This is a genomic window from Serratia sp. PL7 (assembly GCF_945957435.1).
On the sequence record NZ_CAMFLB010000001.1, the window covers coordinates 2,676,275 to 2,692,323 of the forward strand.

A 16,049-nucleotide genomic window follows, 5' to 3' on the forward strand; every position below is an offset into this window, starting at 1 on the left:
AGGAGGAGTTGTGCGACAACGTATTCTGACGCTGTTGCTGGGGTTGGCGGTGCTGGTCACCGCCGGCTGCGGTTTTCACCTGCGTGGCACCACGCAGGTGCCTAATGAAATGAAAACGCTGATCCTGGACAGTTCGGATCCTTACGGACCATTGACGCGCGCGGTGCGTGAGCAGCTGCGTTTGAACGCCGTGACCATCGTCAGCGATCCGAAGCGTAAAGACGTGCCTTCTCTGCGCATCGTCGGCGCGACGGAAAGCCAGGATACCGCCTCGATCTTCCAGGACGGTAAAACCGCCGAGTACCAGCTGGTGCTGACCGTGCAGGCCCAGGTGCTGCTCCCGGGCCACGACCTGTACCCGCTGTCGGTAAAAGTGTTCCGTTCGTTCTTCGACAACCCGCTGACCGCGCTGGCCAAAGACTCCGAGCAGGAGATCATTCGCCAGGAAATGCGTGAGCAGGCGGCGCAACAGCTGGTGCGCAAACTGCTGACCGTGCACGCGGCGGAAGAAGAAAACCGGCAGAAAGCCGCTGCCGTCGGCGAACGAGCGGCAAGCCAAACCGCACAATGATCCGCATTTATCCGGAACAACTTGCCGCGCAGCTCCGAGAGGGGCTGCGCGCTTGTTATTTATTGAGCGGCAATGAACCGCTACTGCTGCAGGAAAGCCAGGATCTGCTCCGGCAGGCTGCGCAACAGCAGCAGTTCAGCGAGCACTACAGCATTTCCCTCGACGCCCATACCGACTGGGACGCCATCTTCGGCATCTGCCAGGCGATGAGCCTGTTCGCCAGCCGCCAGACGCTGCTGCTGATCTTCCCGGAAAACGGCCCGACGGCGCCGATCGGCGAACAGCTGACCAAGCTTGCCACGCTGCTGCACGAGGATATTCTGCTGATCCTGCGCGGCCCGCGCCTCACCAAAGCGCAGGAAAACAGCGCCTGGTTCAAGGCGCTCAGCCCACACGGCGCCCTCGTCAGTTGCCAGACGCCGGAACAGGCACAGCTGCCGCGCTGGGTCGCCACGCGCGCCAAGGCGATGAAGCTGGAATTGGACGACGCGGCCAATCAGCTGTTGTGCTACTGCTACGAAGGCAACCTGCTGGCGCTGTCGCAGGCGCTGGAGCGGCTGTCGCTGCTGCACCCGGACGGCAAACTCACGCTGCCGCGCGTCGAACAGGCGGTGAACGACGCCGCCCACTTCACGCCGTTCCACTGGCTGGATGCCCTGCTGGCCGGCAAAAGCAAGCGCGCCTGGCATATCTTGCAGCAGCTGCAGCAAGAGGACGTGGAGCCGGTGATCCTGCTGCGCACCTTACAGCGCGAACTGCTGCTGTTGCTGACGCTGCAGCGCCGCATGGCGTCCGCGCCGCTGCGCACGCTGTTCGATCAGCACAAGGTTTGGCAGAACCGCCGCCCGCTGGTGACCCAGGCGCTGCAACGCCTGTCCGGCGCCCAGCTGCAGCAAGCGGTACAGCTGCTGACGCAAATCGAGCTGACTCTTAAGCAGGACTATGGCCAGTCGGTCTGGCCGGAACTGGAAACCCTGTCGATGCTGCTGTGCGGCAAACCCCTGGCCACGAGTTTTAGCGATGCCCACTAATCCGGAACACCCCACCGTTTTGCACGCGCTGTTCGGCGGCACCTTCGATCCGATCCACTATGGCCACCTGCGGCCGGTGGAGGCGTTGGCCGCCGAAGTGGGCCTGAATCGCGTCACGCTGCTGCCTAACCACGTGCCGCCGCACCGCCCGCAGCCGGAGGCCAATGCGCAGCAACGCTTGAAGATGGTCGAGCTGGCGATCGCCGGCAACCCGCTGTTTGCGGTCGACGATCGCGAACTGCACCGCACTACCCCCTCCTACACCATCGAGACGTTGGAAACGATTCGTAAAGAGCGTGGCGCCGCCCAGCCGCTGGCGTTTATTATTGGCCAGGACTCGCTGCTGACATTGCATAAATGGCACCGCTGGCAGGCGCTGTTGGACGTCTGCCACCTGCTGGTGTTGGCGCGCCCGGGCTATAACGATCGCATGGACACGCCGGAACTGCAGCAGTGGCTGGAACGCCATCGCACCGTCGATCCGGCGCAGCTCAGCCGTCGCCCGCACGGCCACATCTATTTGGCCGATACGCCGGAATTGGAAATTTCCGCCACCGAGATCCGCCAGCGCCGCCATCAGGGCCTCAACTGCGACGACCTGCTGCCACGCCCGGTGCAGCGCTATATCGAGTTGCAGGGTTTATATCGCTAGCGAAAGGTGCGTGATATACTGCGCCGCTATTTTTCAGGTATCCGCTGAAAACCCCGGAAACCTTAGCTGGCCGGGCAGTCACCAGTTAGCTGGCTTTCAGCGGCAGCCTGCCGAAATCATTATCCGGTTACGCCGCAGCGTGCGCATATTGCCCGCTGCAGTCGACTGAACAGAACACACCCGAGGGGGAACCTTTGCAAGGTAAAGCGCTCCAAGATTTCGTCATCGATAAAATCGATGACCTGAAAGGCCAAGACATTATCGCTCTGGACGTACAGGGCAAATCCAGCATCACCGATTGCATGATCATCTGCACCGGCACATCGACTCGCCACGTGATGTCGATCGCCAACCACGTGGTACAGGAATCCCGTGCCGTAGGCATGGAGCTGTTTGGCATGAAAGGCCAGGAAGCCTCCGACTGGATCGTAGTCGATCTGGGCGAAGTGATCGTGCACGTGATGCAGGAAGAGAGCCGTCGCCTGTACGAGCTGGAAAAACTCTGGAGCTAAGCGGTGAAACTGCAATTGGTGGCGGTCGGCACCAAAATGCCAGACTGGGTGCAAACCGGCTTTATGGATTACCTGCACCGCTTTCCCAAAGATATGCCGTTTGAGCTGACCGAGATCCCGGCGGGCAAACGCGGCAAAAACGCCGACATCAAGCGCATTCTGGACAAGGAAGGCGAACAGATGCTGGCGGCGGTGGGCAAAGGCAACCGCATCGTTACGCTGGATATCCCAGGCACGCCGTGGGAAACGCCGCAGCTGGCGCAGCAGCTTGAGCGCTGGAAGCAGGATGGCCGCAACGTCAGCCTGCTGATCGGCGGCCCGGAAGGGCTGGCGCCCGCCTGCAAAGCCGCTGCCGAGCAGAGCTGGTCGCTTTCTCCGTTGACGCTGCCGCATCCTTTGGTGCGCGTCCTGGTGGCCGAAAGCCTCTACCGCGCCTGGAGTATTACAACAAATCATCCTTACCACCGGGAATAGCCGGTGGTGACCGTGACAGAGTGAAATAAAGCAGCGGGATGAAAATAGAACGTAACCCTTTTCGCGACTATACGGCTGAATCCGCCCTGTTTGTACGCCGCGCCCTGGTGGCGTTCCTGGTCATCCTGGTGCTGTCCGGCATCCTGATCGCCAACCTGTATAATCTGCAAGTGGTCCGCGTCGAGGATTACCGCACCCGCTCCAACGAAAACCGCATCAAGCTGGTGCCCATCGCGCCCAGCCGCGGCATTATCTACGATCGCAACGGCACCCCGCTGGCACTCAACCGCACCATTTATCAGCTGGAGCTGATGCCGGAGAAGGTTGACGATCTCAAAGCCACGCTGCAGGCGCTGCGCACGGTGGTCGATCTGACCGACGACGACATCACCAATTTCGAAAAAGAGCGCAAGCGTTCGCGTCGTTTCGTCTCCATTCCGGTGAAAACCGCGCTAACCGAGGTGCAGGTCGCCCGCTTTGCGGTCAATCAGTTCCGCTTCCCCGGCGTGGAAGTAAAAGGCTACCAGCGCCGCTACTACCCCTACGGTTCCGCCCTCACCCACGTCACCGGCTATGTGTCGAAGATCAACGACCGCGACGTCGAACGCCTGGATAAAGACGGCAAGCTGGCCAACTACGCCGCCACCCACGATATCGGCAAGCTGGGCATCGAACGCTATTACGAAGACACGCTGCACGGCAAAACCGGCTATGAAGAGGTCGAGGTCAACAACCGTGGCCGGGTGATCCGCCAATTGCACGAACAGCCGCCTTCCGCCGGTCAGGACGTTTACCTGACGCTCGATCTTGATTTGCAGCGCTATATCGAGCAGCTGCTGGTCGGCAGCCGCGCCGCGGTGGTGGTGAGCGATCCACGCACCGGCGCCATCCTGGCGATGGTGTCCAACCCGAGTTACGATCCAAACCTGTTCGTCGACGGCATTTCCAGCAAGGACTACCAGGGGCTGTTGAACGATCCGAATCGCCCGCTGATCAACCGCGCCACGCAGGGGGTCTATCCGCCTGCATCAACGGTGAAGCCTTACATCGCGGTGTCGGCGCTGAGCGCCGGAGTGATCACCAAAAACACCGTGGTGTTCGATCCCGGTTGGTGGCAACTGCCCGGCTCGGAAAAACGCTTCCGCGACTGGAAAAAATGGGGCCACGGCCGCCTGAACGTCACCAAGGCGCTGGAAGAGTCCGCAGATACCTATTTCTATCAGGTCGCCTATGACATGGGGATCGATCGGCTGTCGACCTGGCTGACCAAATTCGGTTACGGCCAGTACACCGGCATCGATCTGTCCGAAGAACGATCCGGCCTAATGCCGACGCGCGAGTGGAAGCTGAAACGCTATAAAAAGCCGTGGTATCAGGGCGACACCATTCCGGTGGGTATCGGCCAGGGTTACTGGACCGCCACGCCGATCCAGATGGCCAAAGCACTGAACACCCTGATCAACGACGGCACCGTCAAAACGCCGCACCTGCTGCAGAGTACCCGCGTCAACGGCGCGCTGGTGCCGTTCAAACAGGAAGAGAGCACGCAGATCGGCGATATTCACTCCGGCTTCTGGGAAATCGCCAAAGACGGCATGTATGGTGTGGCCAACCGTCCGAACGGGACGGCGCGCAAATACTTTGCGGACGCACCTTATAAAGCCGCGGCGAAATCGGGTACCGCACAGGTATTCGGCTATGAAACCTACAACGCCCACAAACTGGCGGAGCACCTGCGCGATCACAAACTGATGACCGCCTTCGCACCGTTCAACAATCCGACGGTGTCGGTCGCCATCATTCTGGAAAACGGCGGCTCCGGTCCGGCGGTGGGAACCATCACCCGCCAGATCCTCGACCACATTCTGCTGGGCGACAACAATACGCAATTGCCAAGCGAGGCCCCGCTGCCGCCTGGCGTAGAAGGTGACTAAGGTAGAACATGACTGAAAGCCAACAAAAAGGCTCGATCTGGACCAAAATCCACATCGACCCGACGTTCCTGCTGCTGATCCTGGCCCTGTTGGTCTACAGCGCCTTCGTGATGTGGAGCGCCAGCGGCCAGGACATCGGCATGATGGAGCGCAAGATCGGGCAGATCGTCATGGGGCTGATCGTGATGGCCGTCATGGCGCAAATCCCGCCACGCGTGTACGAAAGCTGGGCGCCCTATCTGTATATTTTCTGCGTGATTTTGCTGATCCTCGTGGACGCCTTCGGCCAGATAAGTAAAGGCGCGCAGCGCTGGCTGGATCTCGGCGTGGTGCGCTTCCAGCCGTCGGAAATCGCCAAGATCGCCGTGCCGCTGATGGTGGCGCGCTTTATGAACCGCGATGTCTGCCCGCCTTCGCTGAAAAACACCGCCATCGCGCTGGTGCTGATCTTCCTGCCAACGCTGCTGGTGGCCGCGCAGCCAGATCTGGGCACCTCGATCCTGATCGCCGCCTCCGGCCTGTTCGTGCTGTTCCTGTCGGGCATGAGCTGGAAATTGATCGCCGTCGCCGCCGTCGCACTGGCGGCCTTTATCCCGGTGCTGTGGTTCTTCCTGATGCACGGCTATCAGCGCGACCGCGTCATGATGCTGCTCGATCCGGAGAGCGACCCACTCGGCGCCGGCTATCACATCATTCAATCCAAGATAGCCATCGGCTCCGGCGGCCTGTCCGGCAAGGGCTGGCTGCACGGCACCCAGTCGCAGCTGGAGTTTCTGCCGGAGCGCCATACCGACTTTATCTTCGCCGTGTTGGCCGAAGAGCTGGGGCTGATCGGGGTATTGGTGCTGCTGGCGCTCTACCTGCTGGTGATCATTCGCGGGCTGATGATCGCCGCCAAGGCGCAAACCACCTTCGGCCGCGTCATGGTCGGCGGCTTGATGCTGATTTTGTTCGTTTATGTCTTTGTTAACATCGGTATGGTCAGTGGCATTTTGCCGGTAGTTGGCGTACCTTTGCCTCTGGTCAGTTACGGGGGTTCGGCGCTGATAGTATTGATGGCCGGTTTCGGCATCATCATGTCGATCCACACGCATCGGAAAATGCTGTCTAAAAGTTTATAAGAGGTGAGTAATGCGTAAGGAATGGCTTTGGATCGGCGTCGCGGCGGTGTTGCTCTCCGCCTGTACCGCCCCGACCACGGAACAGCAGGCACCACAGCAGCCGTACAACGGCCCGGTGGTGGAGATCGGTGGCGTCGAGCCTCAATATGAACCCTATAACCCTAATAACATGCAGGATTATAAGGTTAATGGCGATACTTACCGCATCGTAAAAGATCCGCAGAACTTCTCGCAGACCGGCCTGGCGGCCTGGTATGGCGAAGAAGCCAACGGCAACACCACGGCGCTGGGCGAGCAGTTCGACCCCAACGGTCTGACTGCGGCGCACCCGACCTTACCGATCCCAAGCTATGTGCGCGTCACTAACCTGGCCAACGGCCGTCAGCTGGTGGTGCGCGTCAACGATCGCGGGCCTTACACCAAGGGCCGTATTATCGATCTGTCGAAAGCCGCCGCCGATCGCCTCAACCTGTCGAACAACACCAAGGTCAAAGTCGATTTCATCAACGTGGCGCCGGACGGCACGCTGAGCGGCCCAGGCACCATCGGTACCATCGTGGCGAAGCAGAGCTATGCCCTGCCGTCGCGCCCGGATCTCGGCGCCAGCGGCATGGGCACCCCCATCCAACAGGACGTGCCGGTCGCCAGCGGCGCGGCGGTACGCCCGATCGATAACAGCACCCTGCGCACCGACGACGACAACGCCCCAGCAACTGGCGGCAACACCGGTAGCGGCCGCAGCGGTTTCCTCGGCGCGCCAAGCGCATTGCCGGCCGGCGTGCTGGAAGGTTCGGAGCCTGAAGCCGCCGCCGTGGCTGCACCGGTCGCGGCCGGCGCCGCAGCTGCCGGCATGGCTGCCGCTTCGTCCTCCGGCGGTTACGTGGTGCAGGTCGGTGCGCTGAGCAGCGCCGAGCGTGCCCAGAGCTGGCAGCAAAGCCTGAGCCAACAGTTTGGCGTCCCGGGCAAAGTGGCGGCCAACGGCAACGTTTATCGCGTCCAGCTCGGCCCGTTCAGCAGCCGTCAGCAGGCGGCCCAGCTGCAGCAACGCCTGGCGAGCGAAGCGCAACAACAGTCTTTCGTTACTGCTGCACCCTGAGCATTAAGCCCGGTGGGCATTCACGGCCGATAAGCGGTTATTTAGCTGAAACATTTTCTTGCAGCTAAAAGGGCACTAACCGCAATTAGTCAGATGAATGGGTAATGCCTGCCGGGATCGCATCTGCTATAGTGTGGCTCGTTTTTTAACTTTACTTTCACGGATGTTGTAGTCCCGATCATGAAACAAGTAACTTCTTTTCGCTTAATCAAAAGCATCGCCCTCGGCACCGTTATCGCAATGAGCGCAGCCTCCGTTGCGCACGCCGATGACGTTAACATCAAAACCATGATCCCAGGTGTCCCGCAGATCGATGCGGAAGCGTACATCCTGATTGATTACAACTCCGGCAAGGTGCTGGCCGAGATGAACGCCGATGCGCGTCGCGATCCGGCCAGCCTGACCAAAATGATGACCAGCTACGTCATCGGCCAGGCGCTGAAAGCGGGTAAAATCGGCCAGGACGATCTGGTGACCGTCGGCCAGGACGCCTGGGCGACCGGCAACCCGGTGTTCAAAGGCTCCTCGCTGATGTTCCTGAAGCCGGGCGATCGCGTGCCGGTCTCCAAACTGACCCGCGGCATCAACCTGCAGTCCGGTAACGACGCCTGCGTGGCGATGGCCGACTACGTCGCCGGCAGCCAGGACGCGTTCGTTAACCTGATGAACACCTACGTCAGCAAGCTGGGCCTGCAGAACACTCACTTCCAGACGGTACACGGCCTGGATGCCCAGGGCCAGTACAGTTCGGCGCGCGACATGGCGCTGATCGGCCAGGCGCTGATCCGCGACGTGCCGGAAGAGTACGCGATCTACAAAGAAAAAGAGTTCACCTTCAACAATATCCGCCAGATGAACCGCAACGGTCTGCTGTGGGATAACAGCCTGAACGTCGACGGCATCAAAACCGGCCATACCGACGCGGCGGGTTACAACCTGGTGGCTTCGGCGACCGAAGGCCAAATGCGCCTGATCTCCGCCGTGATGGGCGGCCGCACCTACAAAGGCCGTGAAGCCGAAAGCAAGAAACTGCTGACCTGGGGCTTCCGCTTCTTCGAAACCGTGGCGCCGCTGAAAGTCGGTAAAGAGTTCGCCTCCGAGCCTGTCTGGTTCGGCGATGCCGACCGCGTTGAGCTCGGCGTGGACAAAGACGTCTACCTGACCATTCCGCGCGGCCGCATGAAAGATCTGAAGGCCAGCTACGTGCTGAACACGCCGGAAATTCACGCGCCGCTGGCGAAAAACCAGGTGGTGGGCAGCATCAACTTCCAGCTGGACGGCAAAACCATCGATCAGCGCCCGCTGGTGGTGATGAACGAAGTGAAAGAAGGCGGTTTCTTCAGCCGCATCGTGGACTACATCAAACTGATGTTCCACCACTGGTTCGGTTAACGGTTGAAACGGGCGAAATTGCCCCCATATACTGAATAACATTAACTCCCGCCCCGGCGGGAGTTATAATTTATAGATTAGCTAGCACTCTGGAGCGCACGCACATGCAAAAAACTAAACTGAACGAACTGCTCGAATTCCCTTGCTCGTTTACCTACAAGGTGATGGGCCTGGCGCAGCCTGAGCTGGTTGACCAGGTAGTTGAAGTGGTGCAGCGCCATGCGCCGGGCGATTACAACCCGCAGGTCAAGCCAAGCAGCAAAGGCAACTACCACTCCGTCTCCATCACCATCAATGCCACTCACATCGAGCAGGTCGAAACCCTGTACGAAGAGTTAGGCAACATTGAAATTGTTCGCATGGTGCTGTAATTCCAGCATAAACCCCTGCTTATCAACCCGGGATGGCGCAGCGTCTTCCCGGGTTGCGCATTTTTGGTCAGCGAAAGGCTGGCCGCAAGCCGGAGCGCCCGGTATAATGGCTTTACCACTTCTGTAACCTGACGATGACTCTTTTGCAACCAGACAAGATCATTTTGCGTCAGCTGGGGTTGCAGCCCTACGCGCCTGTATCCCAAGCCATGCATAACTTCACCGACAGTCGTACCGAGACTACGCCGGACGAACTGTGGCTGGTACAGCATCACCCGGTGTTCACCCAAGGCCAGGCCGGCAAAGCCGAGCATGTGCTGATGCCCGGTGATATCCCGGTGGTCCAGAGCGATCGCGGCGGCCAGGTGACCTACCACGGCCCGGGTCAGCAGGTGATGTACGTGATGGTCGATCTGAAACGCAACAAGGTCGGCGTACGTCAATTGGTCACGGCGATAGAAGATACGGTTATCAACACCCTCGCCCACTTTCGCCTCGCATCGCGCGCCCGTCCGGATGCGCCTGGCGTGTACGTGGGGGAGCAGAAAATCTGTTCGTTGGGTTTGCGGATCCGCAAAGGCAGCTCATTCCACGGCCTGGCCCTGAATGTGGCGATGGATCTCAGCCCCTTCCAACGCATCAACCCTTGCGGTTACGCCGGCATGCAGATGACGCAGGTCAGCGCGCTGGCGCCCGGCGTTGGCATTGAAGACATACACCCAATCCTGGTACAGGAATTTGTTCATTTACTCGGCTACCAGACGGTCGAGCTTCGTAACTGGAACCTGCACGATTATGAGTAAACCAATTCAGATGGAACGCGGCGTCAAATACCGCGATGCTGACAAAATGGCGCTGATCCCGGTCAAAACGGTGGTCACCGAACGGCAGGAGCTGTTGCGTAAACCCGAGTGGATGAAGATCAAACTGCCTGCCGACTCAACGCGCATTCAGGGCATCAAAGCCGCGATGCGTAAAAACGGCCTGCACTCCGTCTGTGAGGAAGCCTCGTGCCCTAACCTGTCCGAGTGTTTCAACCACGGTACCGCCACCTTTATGATCCTCGGCGCTATCTGCACCCGCCGCTGCCCGTTCTGCGACGTGGCCCACGGCCGCCCGATCGCGCCAGACGCTAACGAGCCGGAAAAGCTGGCGCAAACCATCGCCGACATGGCGCTGCGTTACGTGGTGATCACCTCGGTTGACCGCGACGACCTGCGCGACGGCGGTGCTCAGCACTTTGCCGACTGCATCTCGGCCATCCGCGCCAAGAGTCCGAACATCAAAATTGAAACGCTGGTGCCGGACTTCCGCGGCCGTATGGATCGCGCTCTGGAGATCCTCACCGCCACGCCGCCGGACGTGTTTAACCACAACCTGGAAAACGTGCCGCGCGTCTACCGCCAGGTGCGCCCGGGCGCCAACTATGAGTGGTCGCTGAAGCTGCTGGAGCGCTTTAAAGAAGCTCACCCGGATATCCCGACCAAATCCGGCCTGATGGTCGGCCTGGGCGAAACCAACGCGGAAATCGTTGAAGTGATGCGCGATCTGCGTCGCCACGGCGTGACCATGCTGACGCTGGGCCAGTACCTGCAGCCGAGCCGTCACCACCTGCCGGTGCAGCGCTACGTCAGCCCGGCCGAGTTTGACGAGATGAAAGAAGAAGCGATGGCGATGGGCTTCACCCACGCCGCCTGCGGCCCGTTCGTGCGTTCGTCTTACCACGCCGATCTGCAGGCCAAAGGGATGGAAGTGAAATAACGCGTAATAGTTTGTTACGCTAAAGACGGCGGAAACGCCAAAAAACGGATGTCCGCAAGGCATCCGTTTTTTATTGCGAGCAGTCAGACGGAATTAAACGTCTTTCTTTTCGACGCTCTGCTGAGCGGACTGGCTCTCGGCGGTGCTGTTGCCGGCGGCCGGCGGCGTGCTGTCGTCGCCCACCGCTTTTTTAAAGCCTTTCAGCGCCGCGCCAAGATCGGCGCCGAGCGTGCGCAGTTTGCTGGTGCCGAACAGTAAAATCACCAACACCGCAATCACCAGAAGTTTGGTAATGCTGATACCTTCCATACTCACCTTCTTATCATAGAGCGCTGTGTGAACAGCGAGAAAAACTGACCTTGCCTGCGAATATTTAGCGACTTTCCTTCGGCTCACACAACCGCAACATGTAACAGAGTGAGATCCGTTGCAGGAATGTCACGCAACCTCGCGGCGTGAATCCCAGACTATTCTTAGTTTATCACCCGCATGATACGCTGCCGTGATACTCATCAGGGAGATGCCGGATGTATATTGCCCCATCCATTTTCGATGCCCGAAAATCCGGCCTCAGCTTCGCCAAACGCACCTATCTGCCCCGCGTCGCCGGTCTGGGGCTCGGGTTTATCTGCGTTTGCGCCGCGCTCTATCCCTTGGCTCCGCCCGCGGCGGTCTGGCTATTGCTGGCCTTTCACGGCTTTCTCTGGCCGCATCTGGCCTATCGCCTGGCCTACCGCGCCAAAGATCCGTTCAAAGCCGAGATCCGCAACCTCTTGATCGACTCCGCCTTCGGCGGCTTCTGGGCAGCGATGATGGCATTCAATGCCCTGCCGGCGATCGTCATCCTGTCGATGATGAGCATGAACAACATCGCTTCGGCCGGCAAAGCGCTGTTTGTCAAAGGATTGGCGATTCAATTGGCCACGGCGATGCTCACCGGCGCGCTGCTCGGCTTCCCGTTTCATCCATACAGCACGCCGCTGCAAGTCTATCTGTGCCTGCCGATGATCTACCTTTATCCGACGTTGCTGGGGCTGGTGACCTACCGCACCGCCAAACGGCTGGCGGAAAAAAAACAGGAGCTGCAACGCATCAGCACCCGCGATGGGCTGACCGGCTTATATAACCGTCGCCACTGGGAACATCTTCTGCATCGCCAGTTCGATAGCTGCCGCCGCTACCAGGACAACGCCACGCTGATCCTGATGGACATCGACCGCTTCAAAACCATCAACGACACCTTCGGCCATGCGCTGGGGGATGAAGCCCTGGCGGTATTGGCGGAAGAGCTGCTGATCGGCTTGCGCAACGTGGATATCGTCGGGCGCTACGGCGGCGACGAGTTTGGCGCGGTGCTGCCGAACACTAACGCCGAACAGGCGGAAATCGTCCTGCACCGCATCCAGCAGCGGCTGGACGCGGTCAGTTTCAAGGAGGCGCCGCAGCTGCGGCTGCAGATCAGCGCAGGCATCGCTAACTACCACCCCGCGCTGGGCGGCTATCTTGACTGGCTGAAAGCGGCCGACGGTGCGCTCTATCGGGCGAAGCATAATGGCCGCAACCGGCTGGAAACGGCAGTGCCGCCAGGGGAGTAACTTACTGACTTAATAACTTGGCAAAATACTTCGGCGCTTCGACAAAGCCTTCGCGCCGGTAAAACGTATGCGCTCGCTCGCGGCGACTGTGGCAATGGACCTCTAACCGATCGCAGCCGCGACGGTGCGCCAGCGCCTCGCCCTCCGCCAGCAGCCGCCGGCCTACGCCCGCGCCGCGCGCTCGGTCATCGACGCAAAAATAGCTGATGCGGCCAATGTCGCCGGCCAACGCCAGCTGCGGCAGGAAATGCAGCGACAACACGCCCAACACCTGCTCCCCGTCCGTCGCCACCAGCAGCGCCTCATCCGGATGCGCCAACAGTTGCTGCATGCGCTGCGTCAGAAACGCCTCGGTGCCGGGATAATCCAACGCCGTCATTAATTCGGCGATAGCATGGCGATCGCTCAGGCGCGCCGTTCTGATTTGCATAGGGTGACCTCGCAGAGTGTCGATACTACAAAATAGATGGCGTTAGGTGTAACATCCACCGGGTACGGCAAAAAAGGCCGTGCGGCACGCTGGAGATGACATTCCTCCCTAACCGCCTTCACAGGCTGATGATGTCTACGTAACCTCTCGGAGAGAGGCGCGTAGCGTTACGCCTGTCCCTTTCCGAGTCCCGTGAATTTCTCTGATTGAAAGGTAGTTGCCCCATGTTGAGTTCTTTACTGGCCGTATTTATCGGCGGCGGCGTCGGCAGCGTTTTGCGCTGGGCGGTAAGCATGAAAATGAATCCGCTGAATGCCCACATTCCGCTCGGTACGCTGATGGTCAATCTGATCGGTGGTTTTATCATCGGCCTGGCGATGGCGATTTTCACCCGCATGACGCATCTGGATCCCACCTGGAAATTACTGATTACCACCGGGTTCTGCGGCGGCCTGACTACCTTCTCCACCTTTTCGCTGGAGGTGGTATACCTGATGCAAGATGGCCGCTTCGGCTGGGCGCTGGCCAACATGCTGCTCAACCTGGCCGGCTCGCTGGCGATGACGCTGCTGGCCTTTATGCTGGTAATGTGGCTCAACGGGCGCTAAGCCCTTAATGTTTCCTTAATCTTGCATGCGCATAATCTCATCCAGTACTCCTGACTGGATGAGAAACCGCTATGTTTAGCCTGCCGAAAACCGCCGCCGAAGCGATTGCCATTGCGCTGTGCGTCCTGATCGTCGCCGCCTTTATCAAATCCTACCTGTTCGCTTAAGCGCCCTTACCCGCAGCACGCGTTCATCTTGCGTCTTTCCGGCCGTTTACACTACAATTGAGAATGAACGTTCACACCCAAAAATGTGAACCCGGCTCACGCGTAGCAAAGGATCGGGCAGATGCTCTCCCCCAACGACAGTAAACAGGCCAAGGTGCAGGCGCGCCGCGATCAGATCGTCGAAGCGGCGAAAATCAGTTTCCGCCGCCACGGCTTCCACGCCGCCAGCATGGCGGAGATCGCCCAAGGCTCGCAGCTCAGCGTCGGTCAAATCTATCGTTATTTCGCCAATAAAGACGCGATTATCGAAGAGATCGTCAACCGCATCATCACTAACAAGATGCAGCGGCTGGAAAACCTTGGCGATCACATCAACCTGATCGCCGGTACGTTGGCGGCGCGCACGCTGTTTCAGCAGCCGGGCGAGAGCGAAACCGATCACATGCTGATGCTGGAAGTGACCGCCGAGGCCACGCGCAACCCGGTGGTGGCCAAACTGCTCAGCGATGCGGAAGCGCGGCTGTTTCGCCACGTGTGCCACAATCTGCAGCGGCTGTATCCCCATTTCAGCGCGGAAGAGATCGCCGCGCGGGTGGAATTTATCGCCGTCATGAGCGAAGGCACCGGTTACCGTATCCTTACCACGCAAAAAGCCGATGCGTCCCTGCTGCGCGATCTGTATCAGCAGGCCATTTCTCACCTGTTCAGGAAACTCTAATCTCCCATGACCAAACACTTAGCCAGACAGCGTCTGGTGTACGCCGTCGTGCTTGGCCTGCTGGCCGCGCTGGGGCCGCTGTGCACCGATCTCTACCTGCCCGCCCTGCCGGAAATGGCGGGTGAGCTGAATACCTCCACCGCCGCCGCGCAGCTCAGCCTGACCACCGGGCTGCTCGGTCTGGGCGTCGGCCAGCTGATTTTCGGCCCTTACAGCGACAAATTGGGCCGTATGCGCCCGCTGCTGCTGTCGCTGATCCTGCTGCTGGGCGCTTCGCTGTGGTGTGCGCTGGCGCCCACCATCGACCAACTGCTGATCGCCCGCCTGCTGCAAGGCATCGCCGGTGCCGGCGGCGCGGTGATTTCCCGCGCCATTGCTCGCGATCTGTACGCCGGCCATGAGCTGACCCGTTTCTTCGCCTTGCTGATGCTGGTTAACGGCCTGGCGCCGATCGTCGCACCGGTGCTGGGCGGCGTGATGCTGCAGGTAATGAATTGGCGCGGTATCTTCGGCGTGCTGGCGGCCATCGCCGTGCTGCTGTTCAGCCTGTCGGCGCTGAAGCTGCGCGAATCCCTGCCGGTCGAGCGCCGCAGCCAGGGCGGTATCCTGGCGATGCTGATGTCGCTCGGCGGGTTGCTGACCCAGCGCTATTTCATGGGCCTGTGCCTGACACAGGGCTTCGTGATGGCCGGCATGTTCGCCTATATCGGCGCCTCGCCTTTCGTCTTGCAGCAGATCTACGGCCTCAGCCCGCAGATGTTCAGCCTATGCTTCGCCATTAACGGCGTCGGCTTGATCATTGCGGCACAGCTGGCCAGCCGTCTCAGTTCGCGTTGGGGGGAACGCCGGGTATTGAGGGGAGGGTTAACGCTGGCGGCCGTCGCGTCGCTGTTGCTGCTGTTGGCCGCCGCGCTGCATGCGCCGCTGGTCGTGTTGCTGGTGCCGCTGTTCTTCTCGGTAGCGGTGATCGGCATCGTCGGCCCGACCGCCTCTTCGCTGGCGATGCAAAGCCAGGGAGACAAAGCGGGCAGCGCCTCGGCCTTGATCGGCGTGTGCATGTTCGCCCTCGGCGCCTGCGCCGTGCCGCTCACCGGGCTGGGCGGCACCTCGGGCCTGTCGATGGCGCTGACCATCGTCGGCTGTTACGCCATCGCCATCCTGCTGTTCGGCCTGTTGGCCCGCCGCAACGACGCATAACGCGCCCAATAAAAAACCCGCTCAATGAGCGGGTTTTAAGAAATTCAGCTACGCAGCTTAGATAGCAGTAACGTTAGCGGCAGATGGGCCCTTGGCACCGTTCGTGATTTCAAATTCTACACGCTGGCCTTCAGCAAGCGTTTTGAAACCGTTGCTAACGATGGCAGAGAAGTGGACGAAAACGTCCTTGCTACCATCTTCCGGAGTAATGAAACCGAAGCCTTTGGATTCATTAAACCACTTAACGCTACCTTTAATCTTAGACATCAAACTTACCTTTAACGTGAATGAAAGACACAAAACCTGTGTCGATTACAGTACAGCAAGCAGGCAGGATTTTGTCCACCACCGCGATCACAGAAATCCGATAAAGAGTGAAAAAATCCGTGTTGTCCGGTGTAAATGGATTGCACCGGTTG

Annotated in this window: 19 protein-coding genes and 1 riboswitch; of the genes, 16 read left to right on the forward strand and 3 right to left on the reverse strand. The window is 59.7% G+C overall.

Going from position 1 to position 16,049, the window contains the following annotated elements; all coding sequences use genetic code 11:
* Positions 1–10 precede the first annotated feature (10 nt).
* The 12 genes from lptE (at position 11) to lipA (ending at position 10,915) form a co-directional block, all read left to right on the forward strand.
* Positions 11–571: an LPS assembly lipoprotein LptE gene (gene lptE / locus N6G83_RS13015; RefSeq protein ID WP_049242706.1), complete on the forward strand. Its 561-nt coding sequence runs from the start codon at positions 11–13 to the stop codon at positions 569–571.
* Positions 568–1,602 (forward strand): DNA polymerase III subunit delta, encoded by a 1,035-nt coding sequence (gene holA, locus N6G83_RS13020; protein ID WP_149570297.1) that lies wholly within the window; start codon positions 568–570, stop codon positions 1,600–1,602. The genes lptE and holA overlap by 4 nt, the downstream gene beginning before the upstream one ends.
* Entirely contained in the window at positions 1,592–2,254 is a 663-nt protein-coding gene (gene nadD / locus N6G83_RS13025) for a nicotinate-nucleotide adenylyltransferase (RefSeq protein WP_049206179.1), read from the forward strand. Before holA ends, nadD begins: the two co-directional genes overlap by 11 nt.
* 194 nt (positions 2,255–2,448) lie before the next feature.
* Entirely contained in the window at positions 2,449–2,766 is a 318-nt protein-coding gene (rsfS, locus tag N6G83_RS13030; protein WP_025301839.1) for a ribosome silencing factor, read from the forward strand.
* Between the two features lie 3 nt (positions 2,767–2,769).
* Positions 2,770–3,240: a 23S rRNA (pseudouridine(1915)-N(3))-methyltransferase RlmH gene (gene rlmH / locus N6G83_RS13035; protein ID WP_004940002.1), complete on the forward strand. Its 471-nt coding sequence runs from the start codon at positions 2,770–2,772 to the stop codon at positions 3,238–3,240.
* A 38-nt stretch (positions 3,241–3,278) separates the two neighbouring features.
* Positions 3,279–5,174 (forward strand): peptidoglycan DD-transpeptidase MrdA, encoded by a 1,896-nt coding sequence (mrdA, locus tag N6G83_RS13040; RefSeq protein WP_025301838.1) that lies wholly within the window; start codon positions 3,279–3,281, stop codon positions 5,172–5,174.
* 8 nt (positions 5,175–5,182) lie between these two features.
* Positions 5,183–6,295, forward strand: a complete 1,113-nt coding sequence (mrdB, locus tag N6G83_RS13045; protein WP_004940006.1) for a peptidoglycan glycosyltransferase MrdB — start codon at positions 5,183–5,185, stop codon at positions 6,293–6,295.
* 10 nt (positions 6,296–6,305) lie between these two features.
* Positions 6,306–7,391: an endolytic peptidoglycan transglycosylase RlpA gene (rlpA, locus tag N6G83_RS13050; protein ID WP_151429082.1), complete on the forward strand. Its 1,086-nt coding sequence runs from the start codon at positions 6,306–6,308 to the stop codon at positions 7,389–7,391.
* A 180-nt stretch (positions 7,392–7,571) separates the two neighbouring features.
* Positions 7,572–8,783, forward strand: coding sequence for a D-alanyl-D-alanine carboxypeptidase DacA (gene dacA / locus N6G83_RS13055; protein ID WP_004940010.1), 1,212 nt, complete (start codon positions 7,572–7,574; stop codon positions 8,781–8,783).
* Between the two features lie 104 nt (positions 8,784–8,887).
* Complete coding sequence (ybeD, locus tag N6G83_RS13060) at positions 8,888–9,154, forward strand: DUF493 family protein YbeD (RefSeq protein WP_004940012.1); 267 nt, start codon at positions 8,888–8,890, stop codon at positions 9,152–9,154.
* A gap of 134 nt (positions 9,155–9,288) precedes the next feature.
* On the forward strand, positions 9,289–9,957 hold the full coding sequence (gene lipB, locus N6G83_RS13065) for a lipoyl(octanoyl) transferase LipB (protein ID WP_015376934.1): 669 nt from the start codon (positions 9,289–9,291) through the stop codon (positions 9,955–9,957).
* The gene (lipA, locus tag N6G83_RS13070; protein ID WP_025301835.1) at positions 9,950–10,915 is read left to right on the forward strand and encodes a lipoyl synthase; all 966 of its coding nucleotides are present in this window, start codon (positions 9,950–9,952) and stop codon (positions 10,913–10,915) included. The genes lipB and lipA overlap by 8 nt, the downstream gene beginning before the upstream one ends.
* A gap of 93 nt (positions 10,916–11,008) precedes the next feature.
* Here the strand turns inward: lipA and tatA are convergent, their stop codons facing one another.
* A complete protein-coding gene (tatA, locus tag N6G83_RS13075; protein WP_025301834.1) occupies positions 11,009–11,224 on the reverse strand; it encodes a Sec-independent protein translocase subunit TatA in 216 nt (71 codons plus the stop codon).
* A 218-nt stretch (positions 11,225–11,442) separates the two neighbouring features.
* Here tatA and N6G83_RS13080 point away from each other — a divergent pair, with 218 nt between their 5' ends.
* Complete coding sequence (locus N6G83_RS13080) at positions 11,443–12,510, forward strand: diguanylate cyclase (RefSeq protein WP_049206181.1); 1,068 nt, start codon at positions 11,443–11,445, stop codon at positions 12,508–12,510.
* A gap of 1 nt (position 12,511) precedes the next feature.
* On the opposite strand, the gene N6G83_RS13085 is transcribed toward N6G83_RS13080, so the two are convergent.
* Entirely contained in the window at positions 12,512–12,940 is a 429-nt protein-coding gene (locus N6G83_RS13085; protein ID WP_049206182.1) for a GNAT family N-acetyltransferase, read from the reverse strand.
* A gap of 82 nt (positions 12,941–13,022) precedes the next feature.
* Positions 13,023–13,085: riboswitch (Fluoride riboswitch) on the forward strand.
* 79 nt (positions 13,086–13,164) lie between these two features.
* On the opposite strand from N6G83_RS13085, the gene crcB reads away from it, so the two are divergent.
* From crcB to N6G83_RS13100, 3 genes are all read left to right on the forward strand, one after another.
* Entirely contained in the window at positions 13,165–13,548 is a 384-nt protein-coding gene (gene crcB / locus N6G83_RS13090; RefSeq protein ID WP_016928782.1) for a fluoride efflux transporter CrcB, read from the forward strand.
* A gap of 288 nt (positions 13,549–13,836) precedes the next feature.
* Positions 13,837–14,433: a TetR/AcrR family transcriptional regulator gene (locus N6G83_RS13095; RefSeq protein WP_025301831.1), complete on the forward strand. Its 597-nt coding sequence runs from the start codon at positions 13,837–13,839 to the stop codon at positions 14,431–14,433.
* A 6-nt stretch (positions 14,434–14,439) separates the two neighbouring features.
* The gene (locus tag N6G83_RS13100; protein ID WP_025301830.1) at positions 14,440–15,630 is read left to right on the forward strand and encodes a multidrug effflux MFS transporter; all 1,191 of its coding nucleotides are present in this window, start codon (positions 14,440–14,442) and stop codon (positions 15,628–15,630) included.
* Between the two features lie 57 nt (positions 15,631–15,687).
* On the opposite strand, the gene cspE is transcribed toward N6G83_RS13100, so the two are convergent.
* Complete coding sequence (cspE, locus tag N6G83_RS13105; protein WP_004940030.1) at positions 15,688–15,897, reverse strand: transcription antiterminator/RNA stability regulator CspE; 210 nt, start codon at positions 15,895–15,897, stop codon at positions 15,688–15,690.
* Positions 15,898–16,049: the final 152 nt, after the last annotated feature.